Below are 18,369 nucleotides of genomic sequence, written 5' to 3'. Positions count from 1 at the left end.
TCACATGAAGTCGGTCAGACCAGCCTGATCGTCGTCGCTCTCGTCTGAGGACTCGTCGTCGGCCGACTCCTCACCCGAGTCGGCCAGGTCGCTCTCGGGATCGGTCGACCCGGAACCGTCGCCGTCGCGGTCCGCGGTCTCCGCGGCCGCGTCGCCCTCGTCGCCGCGGCGGGCGCCGTCGAGCGCGAAGGCCCCGTCGGCGTGTTCCTCGATCAGCTCCTCGCGGCGGGCCTGCGCGTCCTCGACGATCGACGCCACCTTGTTCGTCGACTCGCCGGAGCCGGTGACGAAGGCGACGCCCGCCTCGTCGAGGTCGTAGGCCGCCGCCATCGCGACGGTCAGCTCGCGGGGCTTACAGTGGTGGGTGACGGCCTCGAGGAACGGCAGCACCTCGCGGCGGGCGGTCGCGACGCTACACCCGCTCGCGGCCGCGATCTTGCCGACGATCTCGTCCGCGGTCGCGTCCGACGACGACCAGAACTGCGGGCGGCCGTACCGCGTCCACCCGCCCTTCTCGCCGTCGCGGGCGGCCGCGACGCCCGCGGCCGCGTTGTCGGTCGCGTACCGCCAGTAGGAGTAGTTCTGCGTGGCGCGCACGCGGCCGAGCCACACGTCCGCGTTCGCGAGGAAGTCGTACGCGCGGACCGCCTCCGCGGGCTCGTACACGTCGAGGACGTTGTTCTCGATCCAGCGCGAGAGGTCGTCCGGCGTCTCGTCGACGGCGTACGCGGACTGGAGCGCCTCCTCCGCGGACTCCTCCTTGAGGACCGCGTCGAGGAACGGGAAGAGGCCCAGCGCCTTGTCCCGGTCGCCGGTGACGACGTCCTCGACCGTAATCGAGTCGCGCCCTTGCGTCGCGGCCTGGAGGTCGTTTATCGCGCCGCGGAGGTCGCCGCGGTTCCCCTCCGCGATCCGCTGGAGGGCGTCGGACTCGAACTCGATCCCCTCCTTGCGGCAGACGTCGCGCAGGACGGGGACGATGGAGCGCGCGGAGACGTCGCGGAACTCGATCTCCTGGGTCGCGTTCCGGAGCCCGCGCGACATGTCGTAGTAGTCGTTGGCGATGAGCACGATGGGCTGACCCGACTCCTTGACCAGCTTCGTGATCGCCGAGGCGCCGCCGCGGTCGTAGTTGCCGTGGATGTTGTCCGCCTCGTCGAGGACGACGAGCTGACGCGAGGCGGTGTCGCCGCCGGCCGCGCCGCCCCCGGCCGCGCTCCCGCCGAGGGTGGCGTTGCGGGCCGCCCGGCCCGCGAACCGCTCGATCACGTCGGCGGTACGCTGGTCGGAGGCGTTGAGCTCGACCGTCTCCCACCCCATGTCGTTCGCGAGCGCGTGGGCCGCGCTCGTCTTCCCGACGCCCGGGCTGCCGTGAAGGACGACCGCCTCGCGGTGCTCGTCCCACGACCGGGCCCACTCCGCGAACGCGTCGCGGGCCTTGTCGTTGCCGCGCACCTCCGAGAGCGTGCTCGGGCGGTACTTCTCCGTCCAGTCGGCCATTACCGGAGCAAGGAGCGAGCCGCGTTTAGTGGTTGCGGAGCGGGCGGGATCGCCGACCTCCAGAGCAAACTGACTCCTGGGTGAGCGGTAATCGGTGCGGAGTACTCGAGCAGGCCCGCCTCCCATTCCGCGGGTCCGCGATCCGGAACGCCGCCGGGTACTTTGTCTCGGCACAACCCCGAGATCCGTCTCGTGTGCGTCCCCGTCGTTCGACGGGCCCAGGCCTCGTCACCACTTCCACTTTCACCGCCCGTCCATGGCTCACCCCTTTTACCCAATTCCACGTCGGCCCTACCATGTCCACTCGTTCCCGACGACCGACCGCCGACCTCCCGGAGCTCGCGCCGGGCGTCACGCTCGTCGACGTCGACGACGAACTCGGTGTCACCCCTGTCCAGGCGCTCCTGCTCGACCGCGTCCTCGGCGCCGACGGCCCCGCGTTCTGGGTCGACGGCGCGAACAGGGCCAACACGACGCGCCTCCGCGAACTCGCCCCGGCCGACCGCGTCCTCGACCGCATCGAGGTCGCTCGCGGGTTCACAGCTCACCAGCACACCTCGCTGCTCGACCGATTGGCCGGCCGGCTCGCCGCCCGCGAGTCGCCCTCGGTCGTCGTCGCGACCGGCCTCGACGGCATGTACCGCGCCGCCGATGTCGACGCCGACACCGCCGAGCAACTGTTCATCCGCGCGATCGCGTCGGTCGCCCGCGTCGCTCGCGTCCACGACACGCCGGTTCTCGTGACGCGGTGCCGCGACGACGCGTTCTCGAAGCCCCTCCGCCGCGCCGCGGGGACGCACCTCACCTGCCGGAAGACGCCCTTCGGCCCGCGCTTCGAGGACGCCGCCGGCGACACGGAGACGCTCGTCTACCATACCGACGACGGCTGGCTCCAGACGACGCTCGCGTACTGGCAGGAGGTCCTCGAACACCGCGCCCGGATGTACGAGGGAGCGACCGTCGACCGCGCCGCGGCCGCGCCGAGCATCCGGTAATGGGCCGGACGAACCCGACCTACCGGGACCAGTTGAGCGCGATCGAAGACGACTGGCGCCCGTTCCGACGCGTCCTCCGGCGGCAGGACAAGTCTCGATTCGACCGGCTGTTCGTGTACGCTCGCGACCACGCCGACGCCGCGGGGAACCTCAACCCCGCCGACCCGCTGGCACCGATGTGGATGGCGATCGCCCTCGAACAGGAGCGCCGAATCGCCGAACTGGAAGACCAGGTCGAGGCGCTCACCGAGGCGTAGCCCGTGACGCTCACGCTGGAGTACCTCGGTGACGGCCGCGTCGCCCGATGGACGCTCACTCCGGACGGCGCCGCTCGCGAGGTTCACGAAGACCACCACCCGACGCTCTTCGTCGGTGACTCAGCGGGGGATCTCTACGGTCGATCGGGCGGCCCGGATCCGACGCCGCCGCCCCGCGACGGGCTCTCGGACGCGCTCCAAGACCTCTGGTCCTTCCTCGACGGACAGGACGCGGTCGAGCGGCTCAGCGTCGAGGCCCACCGGCAGACGTTCCGGACCGACGCCCGGCCGCTGCTCCGCGTCGACGCCGCCTCGATCGAGGCGGTCCGAAGGATCGCGAGTCGCGTTCAGGAGTTCGGCCAGCCCGACGCCTACACCTGCTACAACGTTGATTTCACTCGCCAGCTCCGCTTCTGCCTCGAAACAGACACGCCCGCCGCTCCGGACCGCTCGGTGCGCGACCTGCGGACGCTCCACCTCGACTTGCCGAGTCACGAATCGGGCATCGAGTCGCTGCCGCAGCTCACCGTCGACGGTGACCGAGTCGGCACGTCGCCCGGTGAGACCGTCGCCGGCGTTCAAGCGATTCTCGACGAACGCGATCCCGATGTCCTGGTCGTCTCGACCGCGGACCTCGTGCCGCTGCTGTTCGAGGCGGCCGACGCCTACGGCATCGATCTCGAACTCGGTCGGCGGGAGGGCTACATCAAGCTCGCCGGCGAGTCGACGTACACCTCGTACGGCAACGTGGGGCACTCGCCGGCCCGGTACGCGGTCCCCGGACGCGTCATCATCGACGAGTCCAACTCTTTCTTCTACCATGAGTCCGGGCTGGAGGGCTGTCTCGACCTCGTCGAGCGCTCCGGGCTCCCGTTACAGGAACTCGGGTGGGCGTCCATCGGGCGAGTGCTGACGGCGATGCAGATCCGAGAAGCGAGAGACCGAGACGTGCTCGTGCCGTGGCGCGCGTGGCGCCCGGAACTGTTCAAGCGGGCGTCGACGCTCGACGACGCCGACCGAGGCGGCACGACGTTCGCCCCCGACGTCGGCGTCCACGAGGACGTTCACGAACTCGACTTCGCATCCCTGTACCCCAACATCATCCGAACCCGCAACATCTCGCCCGAGACCGTCCGCTGCGGGTGTTGTGACACCGAGGAAGTGCCAGGACTCGGCTACTCCGTCTGTGATCGAGACGGCTACCTGCCGGAGGTCCTCGGCCCGCTGATCGACGCCCGGAGCGAGATCAAAGCACAGATCCCCGACGCCGCCGGTGACGAACGCGAGCGCCTCGAAGCCGCCTCGTCAGCGATCAAGTGGATCCTCGTGTCCTGCTTCGGGTATCAGGGCTTCTCGAACGCCAAGTTCGGCCGCATCGAGTGTCACGAAGCGATCAACGCCTACGCTCGCGAGCTCCTCCTCGACGCGAAGACCGCACTTGAAGCGGCCGGCTGGCGCGTGGTACACGGCATCGTCGACTCCATCTGGGTGACTCCGGCCGACGATCGCGAGCAGCGTCCCTTGGAGGAAGTCGCCGCCGAGATCAGCGCGGAAGCCGGTATCGAGCTAGAGTACGAATGCGAGTTCGAGTGGGTCGCGTTCTGTCCGATGCGAAACTCCGAGTCGGGAGCGCTCACTCGGTACTTCGGCAAGCGCTGCGGTGAGGACTACCCCGAGGCGGGGCTCGGCGACGCGGTCAAAACGCGGGGCATCGAGGGGCGACAGCGCTCAACGCCGACGTGGGTCGAAGAAGTACAGAGCGAGGCGCTTCGTGTGTTCGACGAGACGCGCTCTCCAGAGGCGGTGTGCGACGTACTCCGGCGGCACCTCGACGAGCTACGAGAGGGGACGGTCGACCCGAACGCGCTCGTCGTCGACAATCGCGTGTCGAAAGACGTCGACGACTACTCGATGGAGACGCTCACCGTCGCAGCGCTGAAGCGGGCGTCAATCGAGGGTGCGGGACTATCCCCGGGACAGGCCGTTCGATACGTGGTCGTTGATGCGGACGCACGAGGCGCGTCGCGGGTCAGGTTGGTGTTCGAAGAGGTACCACGGTACGACGCCGCGTGGTACGAAGATGCCGCTGTGCGCGCCGTCGAAAGCGTGCTGTCGGTGGTCGGTTGGGACGAGGGAGCGATTCGGCAGTATCTCAGTGAGACGAGAGACGAAACGCTGGCGAGCTTTTGAGAACGGGCATCTGATTCTCCGGTCTCTCTGACCCTAATCAGAACTGATCTTGTGTCGCCTCGGTCGGCAGGGATTTCGACTCCATCTCCCGCGGGGAGATGGGGGGCTGGCGCACACGCGGGCGCGAAATCTCGCCGGAGAGACGTTCAGTCCCGATTGGCGTGAAATCGCCATGTGCCGCAGTTCCTCTCGGCACGTGGTGATTTGGCTGCTAATCAGGTATCAATATCTGTTGCTGTAAGCGTTATCGCCCCGGATTCGTGAGATCACTCGTCACATGAGGGCCGGGGCGACGCCGAGGGCGGCGGTCACGAGAAGGACCGCGACGTACCCGGTAGTGACGAGGTAGACCACGCGTCGCGGATAGTCGACGAGTCCTCGACGGTGTCCAACTGCCGCGAGGTAGCCGGCCAGCGGCAACAGCTGGAGGGCGTGGAGGCCGACGAAGTGTGCCAGACGGAAGTCGCCGACGAGCTGCCAGCCGACGACCGGGACCGTCGGCTCCGTCGTCTCGACGACCCGGGACTGGATCGCGATCATCGCCGCCCCCTCGAACGCGCCGACGACGAACCACCCGATCCCGAGGAGGATGCCCGCGGCGAACGCCGGATGGACATCGAACTCGTTGCCGCGCGCGCGGACCGCCAGCGCGGCGATCGCGACGGTGACGATGACGATTGTAACGCCCATGATGCCCCCGATCGCCCCGTCGAGGATCGTTGCTCGATTGAAGTGGGAACCGACGCCGCGCGCGGCCTGTCCGCCGATAAGGACGATTTCGATGAGGAGACCGACGCCGACGATCCGGGAGACGCGGCGGCGAAAGTCCGGGTCGACCGGGAGATGGACGCCGAGCCAGCCGAGCGTCGCGCACACGAGCGCGATCGAACCGGCGAACTTCGTCGGCTTGAGCCACGCCGGCTCCCCGTTGACGACCGTCGGGTCCAAGACGGTGCCGACGGCGAAGGCACCGAACAGGACGGCGTTGATCGCGGCCACGGCGGACAAAACCGGATCGCGGCACCACAGCTCTCCGATCGGTCCGGTGATCGTCCGCAGCGTCGCCCGTCCGCTCGTGGCCGTAGCGGCCGACTCGGAGTTCATACTACAGTGTTGCCGGGCGATTCATGTGTGAATGACCCCAACGTGTTGGTATCTGTCCGAAGCGGCAGTACCCAGCATGATCGACGCCCGATTCCGCATTCGCCTCCCGCCGGACCTGTACATCGCCGACCTGTCGGAGGCGTTCCCCGACGCGACCTTTCGTCTACTGTCCGGCGTCCGCAGCGGCGCCACCGCGACGGAACTCGGAGAGGTGCTGACTCGGACTCCCGGGTCGATCGCAGCGGCGTTTCGCGAACACGGGGCGGTCGACGCGTACGAGGTGTTGGAACGCACCGACGACCGGCTCCTCGCGACGTACGAGACGACCGACGTCGACCTCTACGCCTTCGTCGAGTCCGGAGGGTTCCCGCCTGAGTTTCCGATCGAAGTTCGGAACGGGTTCTATGAGTTCGACATAACCGGTACTCGCGAGGAGTTCGACCAGCTCCGGAACGCGCTGGAATCGAGCGGTACCGAGTACGAACTCCTCTCGAAGGTGGACAAGAAGCGGTCGGACCGACTCCTCACACGACGACAGGAGGAGCTCCTCGCCGCCGGCCTCAGAGAGGGATACTTCGAGGTCCCGAGAGAGTGTACCCTGGCGGACCTCGCCGACGTGGTCGGCGTGGACAAGTCGACCGCGTCGGGCATCGTCCGCCGGGCACAGGCGCGGCTTATTGCGTGGTACCTGACCGACGTGACCGCCAACAGCTGACGATAGCCCCCGAAGGACCACTCGACCGAGGTGGTCGTAGACGCGCTCGGTCGTCTGACTGCTCGCGTGTCTGACCCGACTCCGAACGTCGTCTCCCGCGTCCTCGACGGACGTAACTGACGGGTGAACCGGGCGGGTCACTGTCACACCAAATGACCGTAATAGCGGCCAGTCTAGCCGGTTTCGGACGCCTCGTGTAAAATTCCGTATGGGACCGCTGAGAGTCGAACTCAGGTCATACGGACCCCATCCGCATAGGATACCACTACCCCACGGTCCCTGACTACACGCAGATGAACGGCGGTCCGGTAATTAAGGACTTCGCTTCACTCGTCGGCGGCGTCCCGCGACGCCACGAGGTCGCCGTCGTCCCGGACTGCGAGGCTCCCGATCGGGTCGCCCTCGTAGACGGCCAGCCCCTCGCACCGGCCGAGGACGTAGCCGTCGCGGTCAGCGCGGACCGCCGCGCGCGTCGTTCCCGCTGCGTCGACCACGTCGGCGAGCGCGTCGCCCTCGCCGAACGCGTCGCCGGCGTCGACGCGGTGGCGGACGAGTCCGGCCGCGTCCGTCGCCGGTCCGCGGAATCGTCGCACGGGGAAATCGACCGGCGCGGGATCGACGCCGACGCCGGGGTCGCCGACCGACTCGGGCGCGTCGCCGGGGGGCAGCAGCCCCATCTCGACCGCGACGCCGACCACGCCCGCGACGCCCGCGTCGAGGAGGGCGTCGTCGACGACGCTGTGCGCGCCGAGTTCGGCCGTGAACGCCGGGATACCGGCCTCGTTGAGCACGGCCCCCGCGGTCGAGCGCTGGAGGTTCTCCTCGACGTACTCGGCCGCGGGGTACTCGCGCACGACCGGGAGGCCGAACGCCTCGACGAGCCGACCGAGTTCGGCGGAGAGCGCGGCCGCCTCGGACTCGTCGCGGCGGTCGCCGTATAGGACGCGGTCGCGGATGACGAAGGGCTCGCTGCCGACCCCCGCGGTGTGACAGTCGATCAGCGCGTCCGCGGCCGTGTTCGTCCCGACGGAGTCAACGGGGTCCGCGGTCGCGTCGCCCGCGAATGCGTCGGTGCCGGCCGGGAATTCGTCGTTGCCGTCGACTGCTCGGCCGGTGATCGCGGCGTACAGCCGGGCGTCGATCCGCTCCTGGAGCTTCGGCGGGCGGGCCGACTCGGCGTCCGCGTCCGGGAAGTGGCGGTTCGGATCCTCGTCGGCGTAGTACGTCTCCCGTGCGTTCCGTCGCAGTCCGGCCGGCGAGACCACGGGCACCGCCACCACCGCGCCGGCGAGGTCGGCGAGGCGGTCGCCGAGGGCGGCGACCGCGTCCTGGACGACCGCGACGCCCGTCGCCTCGTCGCCGTGGACGCCGCCCGTGAGCCACAGCGTGGGCCCGTCAGTGGCGCCGTTCGCGACGACGACCGGGAGCCGTTCCGAGCCGCCGGTCGGCAGGTTCGCGACCGGGAGCTGTCCCCTGTTGAGCGTCCCCGGCGCGGCGCTCGCGCTCCCGAGCGTTATCCGTCCGTCCGCCTCTCCGTCCGCGTCCGGCTCGTCCATACCCGAACCCGGCGTGGCTGACTTATAAAAGAACGCGCTCTAAGTCGACGACCTTCCCGCCGTCTGCGCTCGGGTCGCCGACGACTCGCCCGAGACAGATCGCGGTGCCGTCCGGGGTGAAACACGCGACGAGGGGGGTGTCCCCCTCTTCGGCGTCGGTCTCCCGACCGCTGACCGTGCCGGGGACCGCCGCGTCGTCCGCGTCGATCACCCCGGGCGCGTACACCGGCGCGCCGGTCGCGACGCTGCGCGCGGCCGACCGCGCGACCGTCACCGCCGGGAGGTGCGTCAGGGCGTCCTCGGCGGGACGGACCACCTCGCGGAGGAGCGCGTCGTCGCCGTCCTCAGCCCACGCGAGCGCGTCCACGAGGTCCTGGAGCGGGCGGAGGTCGCGGTCGTCGAACGGGTCGGTGGCGGTCCGCCGGAGGTGCCCCATGTGCGCGCCGACCCCCGTCGCGAGCCCGAGGTCGTGACAGAGCTTCCGGACGTACGTCCCCGACTCACAGCGGATCCGGAGGAGCGCCTGACGGTCGGCGACCTCCAGCACGTCGAGGTCGTGGACCGTCCGGGTGCGGAGCCGACGGCTCACGGCGCTCTTTTGCGGCGGCTTCTGGTATATCTCGCTCTCGAACTCCGCAGCCACCTCGCGGAAGTCCGCCGGCGGAGGCCCGTGGAGCTCCAGCACCGCGACGTACTCCTTCGCGCCTTCGAGGAACACCTGCGCCATGCGCGTCGCGTCCCCGGTCAGCGTGGGGAGGCAACCGGTGACCTTCGGGTCGAGCGTGCCGGAGTGAGCGACGCCGCCGGTGGGAGGACCGCCCGGGTCGAGCGCGGCGAGCGTTTCGTCTATCGCGTCGCGCACCCACGCCGACACCTGATGCGATGAGGGGCCGGCGGGCTTGTCGAGGTTGACGACGCCGAACCGGAGCAGTTCCGGCACCGAGCGCTCGCCGGGCGGCGCCCGAAGCGGGTCCTGCCCGTCGGCGGGAGCGTCGGCGTCGGAGTCTGAGGCGTCTGTCATGCGGAGGCGGAGTACGGTCTCAGAAGTCGTACACGACGCCCTCGACGGGCGATTTCCCCTCGTCGTCCTCGGGGTCGTACGCCTCGACGGTCGCGACGAGGACGTCGAGGAACGGTTCGGGGCCCCAGCGGGCGGTGTTGTACGCGGCGTCGTAGATCGAGAGGTCCTCGATGTCGATGTTGTAGTACTCCCGGTACCGCTTGCGCTCGGAGGCCTCGCGGCGCTCCGTCTCCGTCCGCGCGCGGTCGACCGGCTTCGCCTCGCGCTCCGCGATGCGCTCGGCCCGGACCGACAGCGGCGCGTCGAACCAGAACCGGAAGTCGGCGTGGTCGGCCGCGAGCCACCCAGCGAGCCGCGATTCGAGGACCACGTCGTCGCGCTCGACGGCGATCTCGCGGAGCCGGCGGTCGAGGTCGCGGTCGATCTGGGGGTCCTCCTCGGCGAACTCGTTGAACTCCACGGGCGTCATGTCGCGTTCGGCCGCCATTTCGCGGAAGATGTCGCCGCCGGAGACGTGTCCGAGGCCGAGCGCGTCCGCCAGTTGGACGGCGTTAGTGCTCTTCCCGCTGCCGGGCGGGCCGGAGACGGTGATCAACATATCACCACTGCGCGGGTGTCGTTCAAAACGGTTGTCGTTCGGCCGCGGCGGGGCCGTCCGTTCGCGGGCAATCCGGCCCCGCTCGGTCAGGGCTCGTCGTCGGCCGTCGCGGCCGTCATCGACCAGACCGCGACGAGGCCGAGGAGGAGCGCGGGGACGAGCGGGAGCGCGAGGTAGGTCGCGAAGAAGGGGAGACCGAACCAGCCCGCGGCGTACGGGTAGACGTAGATGATCCCGGGGATGACGAGCGCGCAGGTGAATATCGCCGCCGTCAGCGCCCACCCCTTGCGGCCGAAACCGTCGGCCGCGGGCTCGTCGGCGGCGGTCGGGCCGCCGGCGCCGTCGCTGTCGGTCGCGTCGGCGCCGTCGTCGGTGCCCGGGACGTGGACGTAGCCGCCGTCGGTGGTGCCGTCGGCGGTCGCGTCCGCGCCGGCGTCGGTCTCAGAGCTCACTGTCCGGCTTTACCACCACTTTGCCAAAGCCCTCACGGTTCTCGATCATCTCGTGTGCGCGCGCGGCCTCGGTCATCGGGAGGACCTCGCGGACGCGGGGCTCGAAGGTGCCGTCCCAGACGAGTTCCAGCACGTCGTCGACCTCGCCGGGGGTCGCCATCGTGGAGCCGATGACGGACAGTTGGTTCCAGAAGATGCGGTTGAGCCCGGCGCCCGGGTTCGGGCCGGTCGTGGCCCCGCAGGTGACGAGCCGGCCGCCTTTCGCCATCGACTTCAGCGAGTCGGGGTAGGTGGCCTCGCCGACGTGGTCGACGACCACGTCGACGCCGCGCTTACCGGTGAGCGCGGTGATCTCCTCGGCGAAGTCGTTCGCCTCGTAGTCGATGACGTGGTCGGCGCCGCACGCCTCGGCGTGCGAGAGCTTCTCCTCGGAGGAGGCGGTCGCGTACACCTCACAGCCCGCGTGGTCGGCGATCTGGACCGCCGCGTGGCCGACGCCGCCGGAGGCGCCCAAGACGAGCACCTTCTCGCCGGCCTCGATGTCGGCGCGCGTCTGGAGCATGCGCCACGCGGTCTGGAAGACGAGCGACGCGGAGCCGGCGACCTCCCAGTCGACGCCGGACGGGACCGGGATGAGGTTCGCGGCTGGCACCGTCGCCTTCTCCGCGTGGACGCCGCGGACGTGCTCGCCGATGATGTGGAAGGAGACGCACAGCGACTCCTCGCCGTTGCGACAGAACTCGCAGTCCCCGCAGGAGACGCCGGCGCTCACGGCGACGCGGTCGCCCGGCTCGAAGCGCGTCACGCCCTCGCCGACGGCCTCGACGACGCCCGCCGCGTCGCTGCCGGGGATGTGCGGCATCTCCAGGTCGATGCCGGGCATCCCGCGTCGCGTCCAGATGTCGAGGTGGTTCAACGCGCCGGCCTTCACGTCGACGAGGACCTCGCCGCGGTCCGGCTCCGGGTCGGGGAACTCGCCGTACTCGATCACGTCGCGGTCGCCGTGGTCGTCGAACTGAACGGCCTTCATGCCCGGACCCTCCCGCGGGACCCACTAAACAGTACGCTTCACGGAAGCGGGCGATCACCCTCTCGTCGCGACCGCGAATACACGGGACTGCGCGCGCACCGACCGTGCGAGTGGCCCACAGCGACCCGACCGTTTCGTGATGTTTAAGTACCGAAAGCGGGAGCATACGAACGCACGAACTGCAGGGGCGTCGGGCCCCGAGTCCGCAAGGGCGATGATACAACGCGGGTTGCGGTAGCCAAGCCTGGCCCAAGGCGCAGGGTTGCTAACTCTGTGGCGTCACTGCCTCCGGGGTTCGAATCCCCGCCGCAACGCTCGAACGGACGAGTACCGCCGATTCGCGTCGGTAGGGCTCACCACAACCAACACATGAGCACGGAAGAATCACAGGACGACTCGCCGGAGGAGGAGGAAGACCTCCAGTACTTCGTTCGGATCGGGGGCGCGGACCTCGACGGGACGAAGACGGTCGAGCGAAGCCTGTCCGAACTCGACGGCATCGGCACGCGCACGGCGCGGCTGGTCGCCGAGAAGGCCGACGTGGACCGCAACGCCACGTTCGGGCTCCTCGACGAGGAGGACATCGACGCGGTGGTCGACATCGCCGAGAACCTCGAAGACCACGTCCCGTCGTGGATGACGAACCGACAGAACGACTTCTTCACCGGAGAGACGACGCACCTCGTCGGCACCGACGTCAGCGAGAAGCGCCGTCACGACATCAACCGGATGAAGGTCATCGAATCGTACAAGGGCGTGCGCCACAAGCGCGGGCAGAAGGTCCGCGGCCAGCGCACTAAGTCCACGGGTCGCTCGGAGGGGACCATCGGGGTCAACGTCGAGGAGATCCGCGAGGAGATGGCGGACGACGAAGGCGGTGACGACGAATGAGCACCGGAAAGAACACCAAGGGCTACGAGACGCCGAACCACCCGTACCAGGGCGAGCGCATCGCCGAGGAGTCCGACCTCCTCTCGCGGTACGGCCTGAAGAACAAAGAGGAGTTCTGGCGCGCCCAGTCCGAGCTGCGTAACATGCGTCGGGAGGCCCGACGGCTGCTCGGCGAGGCGCAGGGCGACGTCGAGGCCGCCCAGGACGCCGGCGCGGAGTTCGTCACCCGGCTCCGCCGCATCGGCATCCTCGGCGACAACGACGACATCTCGACGGTCCTGTCGCTCGACGTGACCGACCTCCTGGAGCGTCGCCTCCAGACGGTCGTCTACCGACAGGGCTTCGCCTCCTCGACCCAGCAGGCCCGCCAGTTCATCGTCCACGGCCACATCACCGTCAACGGCGCCCGCGTCACGCGCCCGTCGGTGAAGGTGGACGTCGACGACGAAGGCGCCATCGCCTTCGACGAGACGAGCCCGCTCGCGGACGATCTCCACCCCGAGCGCGCGGAGTCACAGGAGTAACCAACCATGAGTGAATCCGAGGACGGAAAGTGGGGCATCGCCCACGTGTACGCGTCGTTCAACAACACGCTCATCACGGTCACCGACGAGACGGGCGCCGAGACGATCGCCAAGTCGTCCGGCGGCACCGTGGTGAAGCAGAACCGCGACGAGGCGTCGCCGTACGCCGCCATGCAGATGGCGGAGGTCGTCGCCGAGCGCGTCAAGGACGCCGGTCTGGAGGGCGTGCACGTTCGCGTGCGCGGTCCCGGCGGCAACCTCAACAAGTCCACCGGTCCCGGTGCGCAGGCGACGATCCGCGCGCTCTCGCGTGCGGGCGTCGAGATCGGGCGCATCGAGGACGTCACGCCGATCCCGCACGACGGGACGAAGGCGCCGAAGAACAAGCGAGTCTGACATGACCGAAGACGAATTCGACGTCCAGTACGTCGAACGGGACGAACGCAGCGCGCGGGTGCTGATCCGCGGGCTCACGCCGGCGTTCGCCAACGGCATCCGCCGTGCGATGATCGCCGACGTCCCGACGTTCTCGATCGACACCGTTCGGTTCGTCGAGAACTCCTCGGTCATGTTCGACGAGATGATCGGCCTGCGTCTGGGGCTCGTGCCCCTGACGACGCCGCTCGACGACTTCGAACTCGGCGACGAGGTCACCCTCGCGCTCGACGTCGAAGGCCCGGCGACGGCGTACTCCGGCGACATCGAGAGCAGCGACCCGCTCGTCGAGGTCGCCGACGAGAACGTCCCGATCATCGAGCTGAAGGAGGGACAGCGGTTGGAGTTCGAGGCCGACGCGGTCCTCGACACCGGCAAGGAGCACGCCAAACACCAGGGCGGCGTCTCCGTCGGCTACCGCCACCTCCAGCGCGTCACGGTCGAGGGCGACCGGGGCGAGTTCGACGACGACGAGCCGAACATCCTCCGCGGCGTCATCGAGACGCCCGAGGGCGACATCGAGCTCACGGACGAGTTCGACAACGACCTCTCGGAACGGTTCCCCGGGAAGGAGGTCGCGGTCGAGGACGTGCCGGGCGCGTTCGTCTTCCACATCGAGACGGACGGCTCGTTCGACGTCGAGGAACTGCTGCTCCGCGCCATCGACTCCATCGAGGAGCGCGCGGACGAACTACAGACGAAAGTCGCAGTCTAAGGAAATGACGGCCCTTCGAACCAACACCCTGACCGTCGCCCCCGCCGACAGCCGCGGCGCCGCTCCGACCGCCGGAGCGCCCGCGGCCGACGCGGCGGACGGCGGGACCGAAAGTGGTTTGAAGGGAGCCGGAATACGGTGGAGTGCACGCAGGGATAGCCAAGTCAGGCCAACGGCGCAGCGTTCAGGGCGCTGTCCTGTAGAGGTCCGCAGGTTCAAATCCTGCTCCCTGCACTCCGTTTTCCACGAACTCTCCGTTCAGGAGGGACAGCTATGAGTAGCAAGACGAACCCGAAACTACAGAACCTCATCGCCGATCTGAAGTCGGTCTCGCGTGACTCCGGTGCCAACGTGTGGCAGGACGTCGCCGACCGACTGGAGAAGCCACGGCGCACGCACGCTGAGGTCAACCTGGGCCGCATCGAGCGGTACGCTCAGGAAGACGAGACGGTCGTCGTCCCCGGCAAGGTGCTGGGCAGCGGTGTGCTCGAAACGAACGTCACCGTCGCCGCCGTCGATTTCTCCGGGACCGCCCGGACGAAGATCGACCAGGCCGGCGAAGCGGTGACGCTGGAACAGTTCATCGAACAGAACCCCGAAGGAAGCGACGTGCGGGTGATCCGATGAGTCTCGCGAAGATCGACGCGGACGTCGTGGTCGACGCCCGCGACTGTATCCTCGGTCGCGTCTCCTCCGAGGTCGCGCAGCGCGCCCTCGCCGGGGAGACCGTCGCCGTCGTCAACGCCGAGCGCGCCGTCATCACCGGCAACGAGGAGGCGACGATGGAGACGTACCACAAGCGCGCGGAGCTCGGCTCGGACAGCGGGCCGTACTACCCCAAGCGCCCGGACCGGATCTTCAAGCGCGCCATCCGCGGCATGCTGCCGTACAAGTCGGAGGACGGCCGCGAGGCGTTCTCGAACGTGCGCGTGTACGTCGGGAACCCCTACGAGCGCGACGAGGACGTCGAGAGCGTCGTCCTCGACGGCACCTCGCTCGACCGCCTCTCGAACATCAAATTCACGACGCTCGGGGACATCTCCGAGTCTCTGGGAGCCAACGTCACATGGTAACGAACACCTCAGGCAAGAAGAAGACGGCCGTCGCCCGCGCCACCGTGCGCGAGGGCGAGGGTCGCGTGCGCATCAACTCCCAGCCAGTCGAGCTGGTCGAACCGGAACAGGCGCGGCTCAAGATGCTGGAACCGTTCCGCATCGCGGGCGAGGAGCTCCGCGAGGGCGTCGACATCGACATCGACGTCGAGGGCGGCGGCTTCAGCGGCCAGGCGGACGCGGCGCGGACCGCGATCGCCCGCGGCCTCGTCCAGCACCTCGGCGACGCCGAGCTGCGCGACGCGTACATGAACTTCGACCGCACCCTGCTGGTCAACGACGTGCGCCAGTCCGAACCCAAGAAGTGGGGCGGACCCGGCGCGCGCGCTCGCTACCAGAAGTCCTACCGCTGAGGTGATCCAGTCATGATGATCCCGGTCCGGTGTTTCACGTGCGGCAACGTCGTGGGTGAACACTGGGAAGAGTTCAAAGAGCGGGCTCGCGAGGGCGACGAGGACCCCGGCGAGGTGCTCGACGACCTCGGGGTCGACCGGCACTGCTGCCGGCGCATGCTGGTCAGCCACCGCGACCTGGTCGACGTCGTCTCGCCGTACCAGTAACCATGTCAGGACAGCGATACAATCGATACGAGAAGGCACGCATCCTCGGCGCGCGAGCGCTACAGGTGTCCTACGGGGCGCCCGTGCTGATCGACACGGACCAGACGGAGCCCATCCTCGTCGCCGCGGAGGAGTACGACGCGGGCGCGCTCCCGTTCACGGTCCGGAGGGAGAGCTGATGACGCGGATCACCAGCGTCTCGCTCCGCCGCGTCCTCGACTCGCGCGGGAACCCGACGGTCGAGGCCGACGTGCTCACCGAGTCCGGCGGCTTCGGCCGCGGCGCGGCCCCCAGCGGGGCCTCGACGGGCGAGTACGAGGCGATCGAACTGCCCGCGAGCGAGTCCATCGCGAAGGCCCGCGAGCACGCGGTGCCGCGCCTCGAAGGCGTCTTCGCGGGCGACCAGCGCGCGGTCGACAACGCCTTGCGCGCCGCCGACGGGACGGACGACTTCTCCGCCATCGGCGCCAACAGCGCGGTCGCCATCTCGATGGCGGCGGCGAAGGCGGCCGCCGACGTGTTGGGCGCGCCGCTGTACCAGCACCTCGGCGGCGCGTTCCGCGGCGAGAACTTCCCCGTTCCGCTCGGCAACGTCGTCGGCGGCGGGGAACACGCCAAGGAGGCGACCCACATCCAGGAGTTCCTCGCGGCCCCCGTCGGGGCGCCGAGCGTCTCGGAGGCCGTCTTCGCGAACGCCGCGGTCCACGCGGCGGTCGCGGACGTGCTCGACGAGCGCGGCGTGCCCGCGGCGAAGGGCGACGAGGGCGCGTGGGCGCCCCCCATCTCGGACGCGGAGGCGTTCGAGGTCGTCGACGAGGCGGTCGACCGGGTCGAGGAGGAGGTCGGCTTCGAGATCCGCTTCGGGCTCGACATGGCCGCCGCGGAGCTGTACGACGACGACGCCGAGGCGTACGTCTACGGCGACGAGACGAAGTCGGCCGACGAGCAGATCGAGTACGTCGCCGGCCTCGTCGACGAGTACGACCTCGCGTACGTCGAGGACCCGCTCGACGAGAACGACTACGAGGCGTTCGCGGAGCTGACCGACCGGGTCGGCGACCGGACGCTGATCTGCGGCGACGACCTGTTCGTCACCAACGTCGAGCGGCTCCAGGACGGGATCGACGCGGGCGCGGCCAACAGCATCCTGATCAAGCCGAACCAGATCGGGACGCTGTCGGACGCGTTCGACGCCGTCGAACTCGCCGCCCGCAACGGGTACGAGACGGTCATCTCGCACCGCTCGGGCGAGACCGAGGACGCGACCATCGCACACCTCGCCGTGGCGACCGACGCCGGCTACATCAAGACCGGCACGGTCGGCGGCGAGCGCACCGCCAAGCTGAACGAACTGGTCCGCATCGCGGACGACGCGGTATGACGGGCCCACACCACGCATGAGCGAAGACAACGACGCGGTCGAACTCGACGACGACGCGGAGACCGAGGCGGTCGACGCGGGGGTCGAGGAGGAGGCCGACACGACCGAGGAACCGACCGCCGACGCGGGCGCCGAGGGGGCGTCCGCTGACGCCGAAACTGGGGCGCCGGCCGACGCCGAGAGCGAGGCCGCCGAGGAGGACGAAGAAGAGGCCTCCCCGTTCGACGACGACGTCATGCCCGACGACGACGTCGACCTGCTGATCCCCGTCGAGGACTACCTCTCCGCCGGTGTCCACATCGGGACCCAGCAGAAGACGAAGGACATGGAGCGGTTCATCCACCGCGTCCGCGACGACGGGCTGTACGTCCTCGACGTGAGCCTGACCGACGAGCGGATCCGCACGGCCGCGGACTTCCTCGAGAGCTACGACCCGGAGCAGATCCTGGTCACGTCCTCGCGGCAGTACGGCCGGTTCCCGGCCGAGAAGTTCGCGGACGCCATCGGCGCCCGCGCCCGCACCGGGCGCTTCATCCCGGGCACGCTGACGAACCCCGACTACGCCGGCTACATCGAGCCGGACGTCGTCGTCGTCACCGACCCGATCGGTGACGCGCAGGCCGTCAAGGAGGCCATCACCGTCGGCATCCCGGTCATCGCGATGTGCGACTCCAACAACCAGCTGTCGAACGTCGACCTCGTCATCCCGACGAACAACAAGGGTCGCCGCGCGCTGTCGGTGGTCTACTGGCTCCTCGCCAACGAGACGCTCGACCGCCGCGGCGCCGACACCGTGTTCGCCCTCGAAGACTTCGAGGACGAACTCTAACGCGGTCGGTTTTCGAGTCCACTTTCGTTTCGTTCTGTCGCCGCTCGCCAGCCGCCGGCAAAGCGACCCGACGCGCGGCGCGCTCAGGTGATATTAGGGACGGACGCGGGTGGTCGAACTCATCACGCCGCAGAGACACCTAACAGTCCGAGCCCGCCGGTCATCAGACCCACTGCGATGAACACGAGTCCGAGAATTCGGACTAATCCCTTGACCACGGCCTGCGCTATCGGGCCAGCGCTCTCGACTCGTTCTTTCGCTTTGTATCCGCGAGAGAACGACCCGTCCGGCCGTAACACTGCGACGGAGCCGAAATACATCAGAAACGCGCCGAATAGCAGGAGCCCGATTGCGAGCGACAGTTCACCGACGTTCATCGGGTGGGAGGACACCCGCTTCCGACAAAGCGTTACGGGTTCGTCAGTTCGGTCCCGTAACGCCTCACGCAGTTGTCGCGGCACCGACCGAACTGCGTGGCGAACATGACGGTTGTAGAAATGACAG

23 protein-coding genes and 3 tRNA genes are annotated in these 18,369 nt (G+C 68.9%); 17 read left to right on the top strand and 9 right to left on the bottom strand.

The features are described 5' to 3' along the window. Window positions 1-1,500: a replication factor C large subunit gene (locus HPS36_RS11380; RefSeq protein WP_173230218.1), complete on the bottom strand. Its 1,500-nt coding sequence runs from the start codon at window positions 1,498-1,500 to the stop codon at window positions 1-3. A 296-nt stretch (window positions 1,501-1,796) separates the two neighbouring features. Here HPS36_RS11380 and HPS36_RS11375 point away from each other — a divergent pair, with 296 nt between their 5' ends. From HPS36_RS11375 to HPS36_RS11365, 3 genes are read left to right on the top strand one after another with little or no spacing between them, the layout of a single operon-like run. Then, window positions 1,797-2,495: a P-loop NTPase family protein gene (locus HPS36_RS11375; RefSeq protein ID WP_173230217.1), complete on the top strand. Its 699-nt coding sequence runs from the start codon at window positions 1,797-1,799 to the stop codon at window positions 2,493-2,495. Next, window positions 2,495-2,752, top strand: a complete 258-nt coding sequence (locus HPS36_RS11370) for a hypothetical protein (RefSeq protein ID WP_173230216.1) — start codon at window positions 2,495-2,497, stop codon at window positions 2,750-2,752. Before HPS36_RS11375 ends, HPS36_RS11370 begins: the two co-directional genes overlap by 1 nt. 3 nt (window positions 2,753-2,755) lie before the next feature. Beyond that, window positions 2,756-4,942, top strand: a complete 2,187-nt coding sequence (locus tag HPS36_RS11365) for a type B DNA-directed DNA polymerase (RefSeq protein WP_173230215.1) — start codon at window positions 2,756-2,758, stop codon at window positions 4,940-4,942. Between the two features lie 273 nt (window positions 4,943-5,215). Here the strand turns inward: HPS36_RS11365 and HPS36_RS11360 are convergent, their stop codons facing one another. Next, entirely contained in the window at window positions 5,216-6,046 is an 831-nt protein-coding gene (locus tag HPS36_RS11360) for a hypothetical protein (protein WP_235681699.1), read from the bottom strand. A gap of 76 nt (window positions 6,047-6,122) precedes the next feature. Here HPS36_RS11360 and HPS36_RS11355 point away from each other — a divergent pair, with 76 nt between their 5' ends. After that, on the top strand, window positions 6,123-6,761 hold the full coding sequence (locus tag HPS36_RS11355; protein WP_173230214.1) for a helix-turn-helix domain-containing protein: 639 nt from the start codon (window positions 6,123-6,125) through the stop codon (window positions 6,759-6,761). Between the two features lie 209 nt (window positions 6,762-6,970). Here the strand turns inward: HPS36_RS11355 and HPS36_RS11350 are convergent. The 6 genes from HPS36_RS11350 to HPS36_RS11325 form a co-directional block, all read right to left on the bottom strand. Then, window positions 6,971-7,041: transfer RNA gene (locus HPS36_RS11350), tRNA-Pro, on the bottom strand. A gap of 46 nt (window positions 7,042-7,087) precedes the next feature. Continuing rightward, window positions 7,088-8,317, bottom strand: coding sequence for a succinylglutamate desuccinylase/aspartoacylase family protein (locus tag HPS36_RS11345; RefSeq protein ID WP_173230213.1), 1,230 nt, complete (start codon window positions 8,315-8,317; stop codon window positions 7,088-7,090). A gap of 22 nt (window positions 8,318-8,339) precedes the next feature. Beyond that, on the bottom strand, window positions 8,340-9,338 hold the full coding sequence (locus HPS36_RS11340; protein WP_173230212.1) for an RNA-guided pseudouridylation complex pseudouridine synthase subunit Cbf5: 999 nt from the start codon (window positions 9,336-9,338) through the stop codon (window positions 8,340-8,342). Window positions 9,339-9,357: 19 nt separating this feature from the next. Further along, a complete protein-coding gene (gene cmk / locus HPS36_RS11335) occupies window positions 9,358-9,936 on the bottom strand; it encodes a (d)CMP kinase (protein ID WP_173230211.1) in 579 nt (192 codons plus the stop codon). A gap of 86 nt (window positions 9,937-10,022) precedes the next feature. Then, entirely contained in the window at window positions 10,023-10,388 is a 366-nt protein-coding gene (locus tag HPS36_RS11330; protein ID WP_137715889.1) for a hypothetical protein, read from the bottom strand. Then, window positions 10,378-11,418, bottom strand: coding sequence for a zinc-binding dehydrogenase (locus tag HPS36_RS11325; protein ID WP_173230210.1), 1,041 nt, complete (start codon window positions 11,416-11,418; stop codon window positions 10,378-10,380). The genes HPS36_RS11330 and HPS36_RS11325 overlap by 11 nt, the downstream gene beginning before the upstream one ends. Before the next feature lie 228 nt (window positions 11,419-11,646). Here HPS36_RS11325 and HPS36_RS11320 point away from each other — a divergent pair. The 13 genes from HPS36_RS11320 to rpsB all read left to right on the top strand — a co-directional run bounded on the left by HPS36_RS11320 (window position 11,647) and on the right by rpsB (window position 17,865). Further along, window positions 11,647-11,732 (top strand) — tRNA-Ser (locus HPS36_RS11320). 55 nt (window positions 11,733-11,787) lie between these two features. Further along, complete coding sequence (locus HPS36_RS11315; protein ID WP_053771106.1) at window positions 11,788-12,309, top strand: 30S ribosomal protein S13; 522 nt, start codon at window positions 11,788-11,790, stop codon at window positions 12,307-12,309. Beyond that, window positions 12,306-12,833: a 30S ribosomal protein S4 gene (locus HPS36_RS11310; RefSeq protein WP_121562527.1), complete on the top strand. Its 528-nt coding sequence runs from the start codon at window positions 12,306-12,308 to the stop codon at window positions 12,831-12,833. The genes HPS36_RS11315 and HPS36_RS11310 overlap by 4 nt, the downstream gene beginning before the upstream one ends. Window positions 12,834-12,839: 6 nt before the next feature. Next, window positions 12,840-13,229, top strand: coding sequence for a 30S ribosomal protein S11 (locus HPS36_RS11305; protein ID WP_004046448.1), 390 nt, complete (start codon window positions 12,840-12,842; stop codon window positions 13,227-13,229). A 1-nt stretch (window position 13,230) separates the two neighbouring features. Continuing rightward, the gene (locus HPS36_RS11300; protein WP_053771104.1) at window positions 13,231-13,983 is read left to right on the top strand and encodes a DNA-directed RNA polymerase subunit D; all 753 of its coding nucleotides are present in this window, start codon (window positions 13,231-13,233) and stop codon (window positions 13,981-13,983) included. Window positions 13,984-14,132: 149 nt separating this feature from the next. After that, window positions 14,133-14,217 (top strand) — tRNA-Leu (locus HPS36_RS11295). Window positions 14,218-14,256: 39 nt separating this feature from the next. Beyond that, a complete protein-coding gene (locus HPS36_RS11290) occupies window positions 14,257-14,610 on the top strand; it encodes a 50S ribosomal protein L18e (RefSeq protein WP_006112315.1) in 354 nt (117 codons plus the stop codon). After that, entirely contained in the window at window positions 14,607-15,056 is a 450-nt protein-coding gene (locus tag HPS36_RS11285) for a 50S ribosomal protein L13 (protein WP_121562528.1), read from the top strand. Before HPS36_RS11290 ends, HPS36_RS11285 begins: the two co-directional genes overlap by 4 nt. Further along, window positions 15,050-15,448: a 30S ribosomal protein S9 gene (locus HPS36_RS11280; protein ID WP_053771101.1), complete on the top strand. Its 399-nt coding sequence runs from the start codon at window positions 15,050-15,052 to the stop codon at window positions 15,446-15,448. The genes HPS36_RS11285 and HPS36_RS11280 overlap by 7 nt, the downstream gene beginning before the upstream one ends. A 12-nt stretch (window positions 15,449-15,460) precedes the next feature. Next, window positions 15,461-15,655, top strand: coding sequence for a DNA-directed RNA polymerase subunit N (locus tag HPS36_RS11275; RefSeq protein WP_006628058.1), 195 nt, complete (start codon window positions 15,461-15,463; stop codon window positions 15,653-15,655). 2 nt (window positions 15,656-15,657) lie between these two features. Then, window positions 15,658-15,834, top strand: coding sequence for a DNA-directed RNA polymerase subunit K (locus HPS36_RS11270; protein ID WP_006628057.1), 177 nt, complete (start codon window positions 15,658-15,660; stop codon window positions 15,832-15,834). Beyond that, a complete protein-coding gene (eno, locus tag HPS36_RS11265) occupies window positions 15,834-17,036 on the top strand; it encodes a phosphopyruvate hydratase (protein ID WP_173230209.1) in 1,203 nt (400 codons plus the stop codon). Before HPS36_RS11270 ends, eno begins: the two co-directional genes overlap by 1 nt. 16 nt (window positions 17,037-17,052) lie before the next feature. After that, window positions 17,053-17,865: a 30S ribosomal protein S2 gene (gene rpsB / locus HPS36_RS11260; protein WP_137715886.1), complete on the top strand. Its 813-nt coding sequence runs from the start codon at window positions 17,053-17,055 to the stop codon at window positions 17,863-17,865. 122 nt (window positions 17,866-17,987) lie between these two features. On the opposite strand, the gene HPS36_RS11255 is transcribed toward rpsB, so the two are convergent. Beyond that, window positions 17,988-18,242: a hypothetical protein gene (locus tag HPS36_RS11255; RefSeq protein ID WP_173230208.1), complete on the bottom strand. Its 255-nt coding sequence runs from the start codon at window positions 18,240-18,242 to the stop codon at window positions 17,988-17,990. Window positions 18,243-18,369 lie beyond the last annotated feature (127 nt).

The sequence above is a fragment of the Halorubrum salinarum genome (assembly GCF_013267195.1).
In the GTDB taxonomy this organism is placed as follows: domain Archaea; phylum Halobacteriota; class Halobacteria; order Halobacteriales; family Haloferacaceae; genus Halorubrum; species Halorubrum salinarum.
This window is presented reverse-complemented; position numbering and strand designations above follow the sequence as displayed.

Coding starts and splice junctions, on each gene's coding strand:
- HPS36_RS11355 (WP_173230214.1), top strand. CDS start 6,123: ATGATCGACGCCCGATTCCGCATTCGCCTCCCGCCGGACCTGTACATC.
- HPS36_RS11375 (WP_173230217.1), top strand. CDS start 1,797: ATGTCCACTCGTTCCCGACGACCGACCGCCGACCTCCCGGAGCTCGCG.
- HPS36_RS11325 (WP_173230210.1), bottom strand. CDS start 11,418: ATGAAGGCCGTTCAGTTCGACGACCACGGCGACCGCGACGTGATCGAG.
- HPS36_RS11310 (WP_121562527.1), top strand. CDS start 12,306: ATGAGCACCGGAAAGAACACCAAGGGCTACGAGACGCCGAACCACCCG.
- HPS36_RS11285 (WP_121562528.1), top strand. CDS start 14,607: ATGAGTCTCGCGAAGATCGACGCGGACGTCGTGGTCGACGCCCGCGAC.
- HPS36_RS11380 (WP_173230218.1), bottom strand. CDS start 1,500: ATGGCCGACTGGACGGAGAAGTACCGCCCGAGCACGCTCTCGGAGGTG.
- HPS36_RS11345 (WP_173230213.1), bottom strand. CDS start 8,317: ATGGACGAGCCGGACGCGGACGGAGAGGCGGACGGACGGATAACGCTC.
- HPS36_RS11315 (WP_053771106.1), top strand. CDS start 11,788: ATGAGCACGGAAGAATCACAGGACGACTCGCCGGAGGAGGAGGAAGAC.
- HPS36_RS11255 (WP_173230208.1), bottom strand. CDS start 18,242: ATGAACGTCGGTGAACTGTCGCTCGCAATCGGGCTCCTGCTATTCGGC.
- HPS36_RS11340 (WP_173230212.1), bottom strand. CDS start 9,338: ATGACAGACGCCTCAGACTCCGACGCCGACGCTCCCGCCGACGGGCAG.
- cmk (WP_173230211.1), bottom strand. CDS start 9,936: ATGTTGATCACCGTCTCCGGCCCGCCCGGCAGCGGGAAGAGCACTAAC.
- HPS36_RS11370 (WP_173230216.1), top strand. CDS start 2,495: ATGGGCCGGACGAACCCGACCTACCGGGACCAGTTGAGCGCGATCGAA.
- HPS36_RS11290 (WP_006112315.1), top strand. CDS start 14,257: ATGAGTAGCAAGACGAACCCGAAACTACAGAACCTCATCGCCGATCTG.
- HPS36_RS11305 (WP_004046448.1), top strand. CDS start 12,840: ATGAGTGAATCCGAGGACGGAAAGTGGGGCATCGCCCACGTGTACGCG.
- HPS36_RS11300 (WP_053771104.1), top strand. CDS start 13,231: ATGACCGAAGACGAATTCGACGTCCAGTACGTCGAACGGGACGAACGC.
- HPS36_RS11280 (WP_053771101.1), top strand. CDS start 15,050: ATGGTAACGAACACCTCAGGCAAGAAGAAGACGGCCGTCGCCCGCGCC.
- HPS36_RS11275 (WP_006628058.1), top strand. CDS start 15,461: ATGATGATCCCGGTCCGGTGTTTCACGTGCGGCAACGTCGTGGGTGAA.
- HPS36_RS11270 (WP_006628057.1), top strand. CDS start 15,658: ATGTCAGGACAGCGATACAATCGATACGAGAAGGCACGCATCCTCGGC.
- HPS36_RS11360 (WP_235681699.1), bottom strand. CDS start 6,046: ATGAACTCCGAGTCGGCCGCTACGGCCACGAGCGGACGGGCGACGCTG.
- rpsB (WP_137715886.1), top strand. CDS start 17,053: ATGAGCGAAGACAACGACGCGGTCGAACTCGACGACGACGCGGAGACC.
- eno (WP_173230209.1), top strand. CDS start 15,834: ATGACGCGGATCACCAGCGTCTCGCTCCGCCGCGTCCTCGACTCGCGC.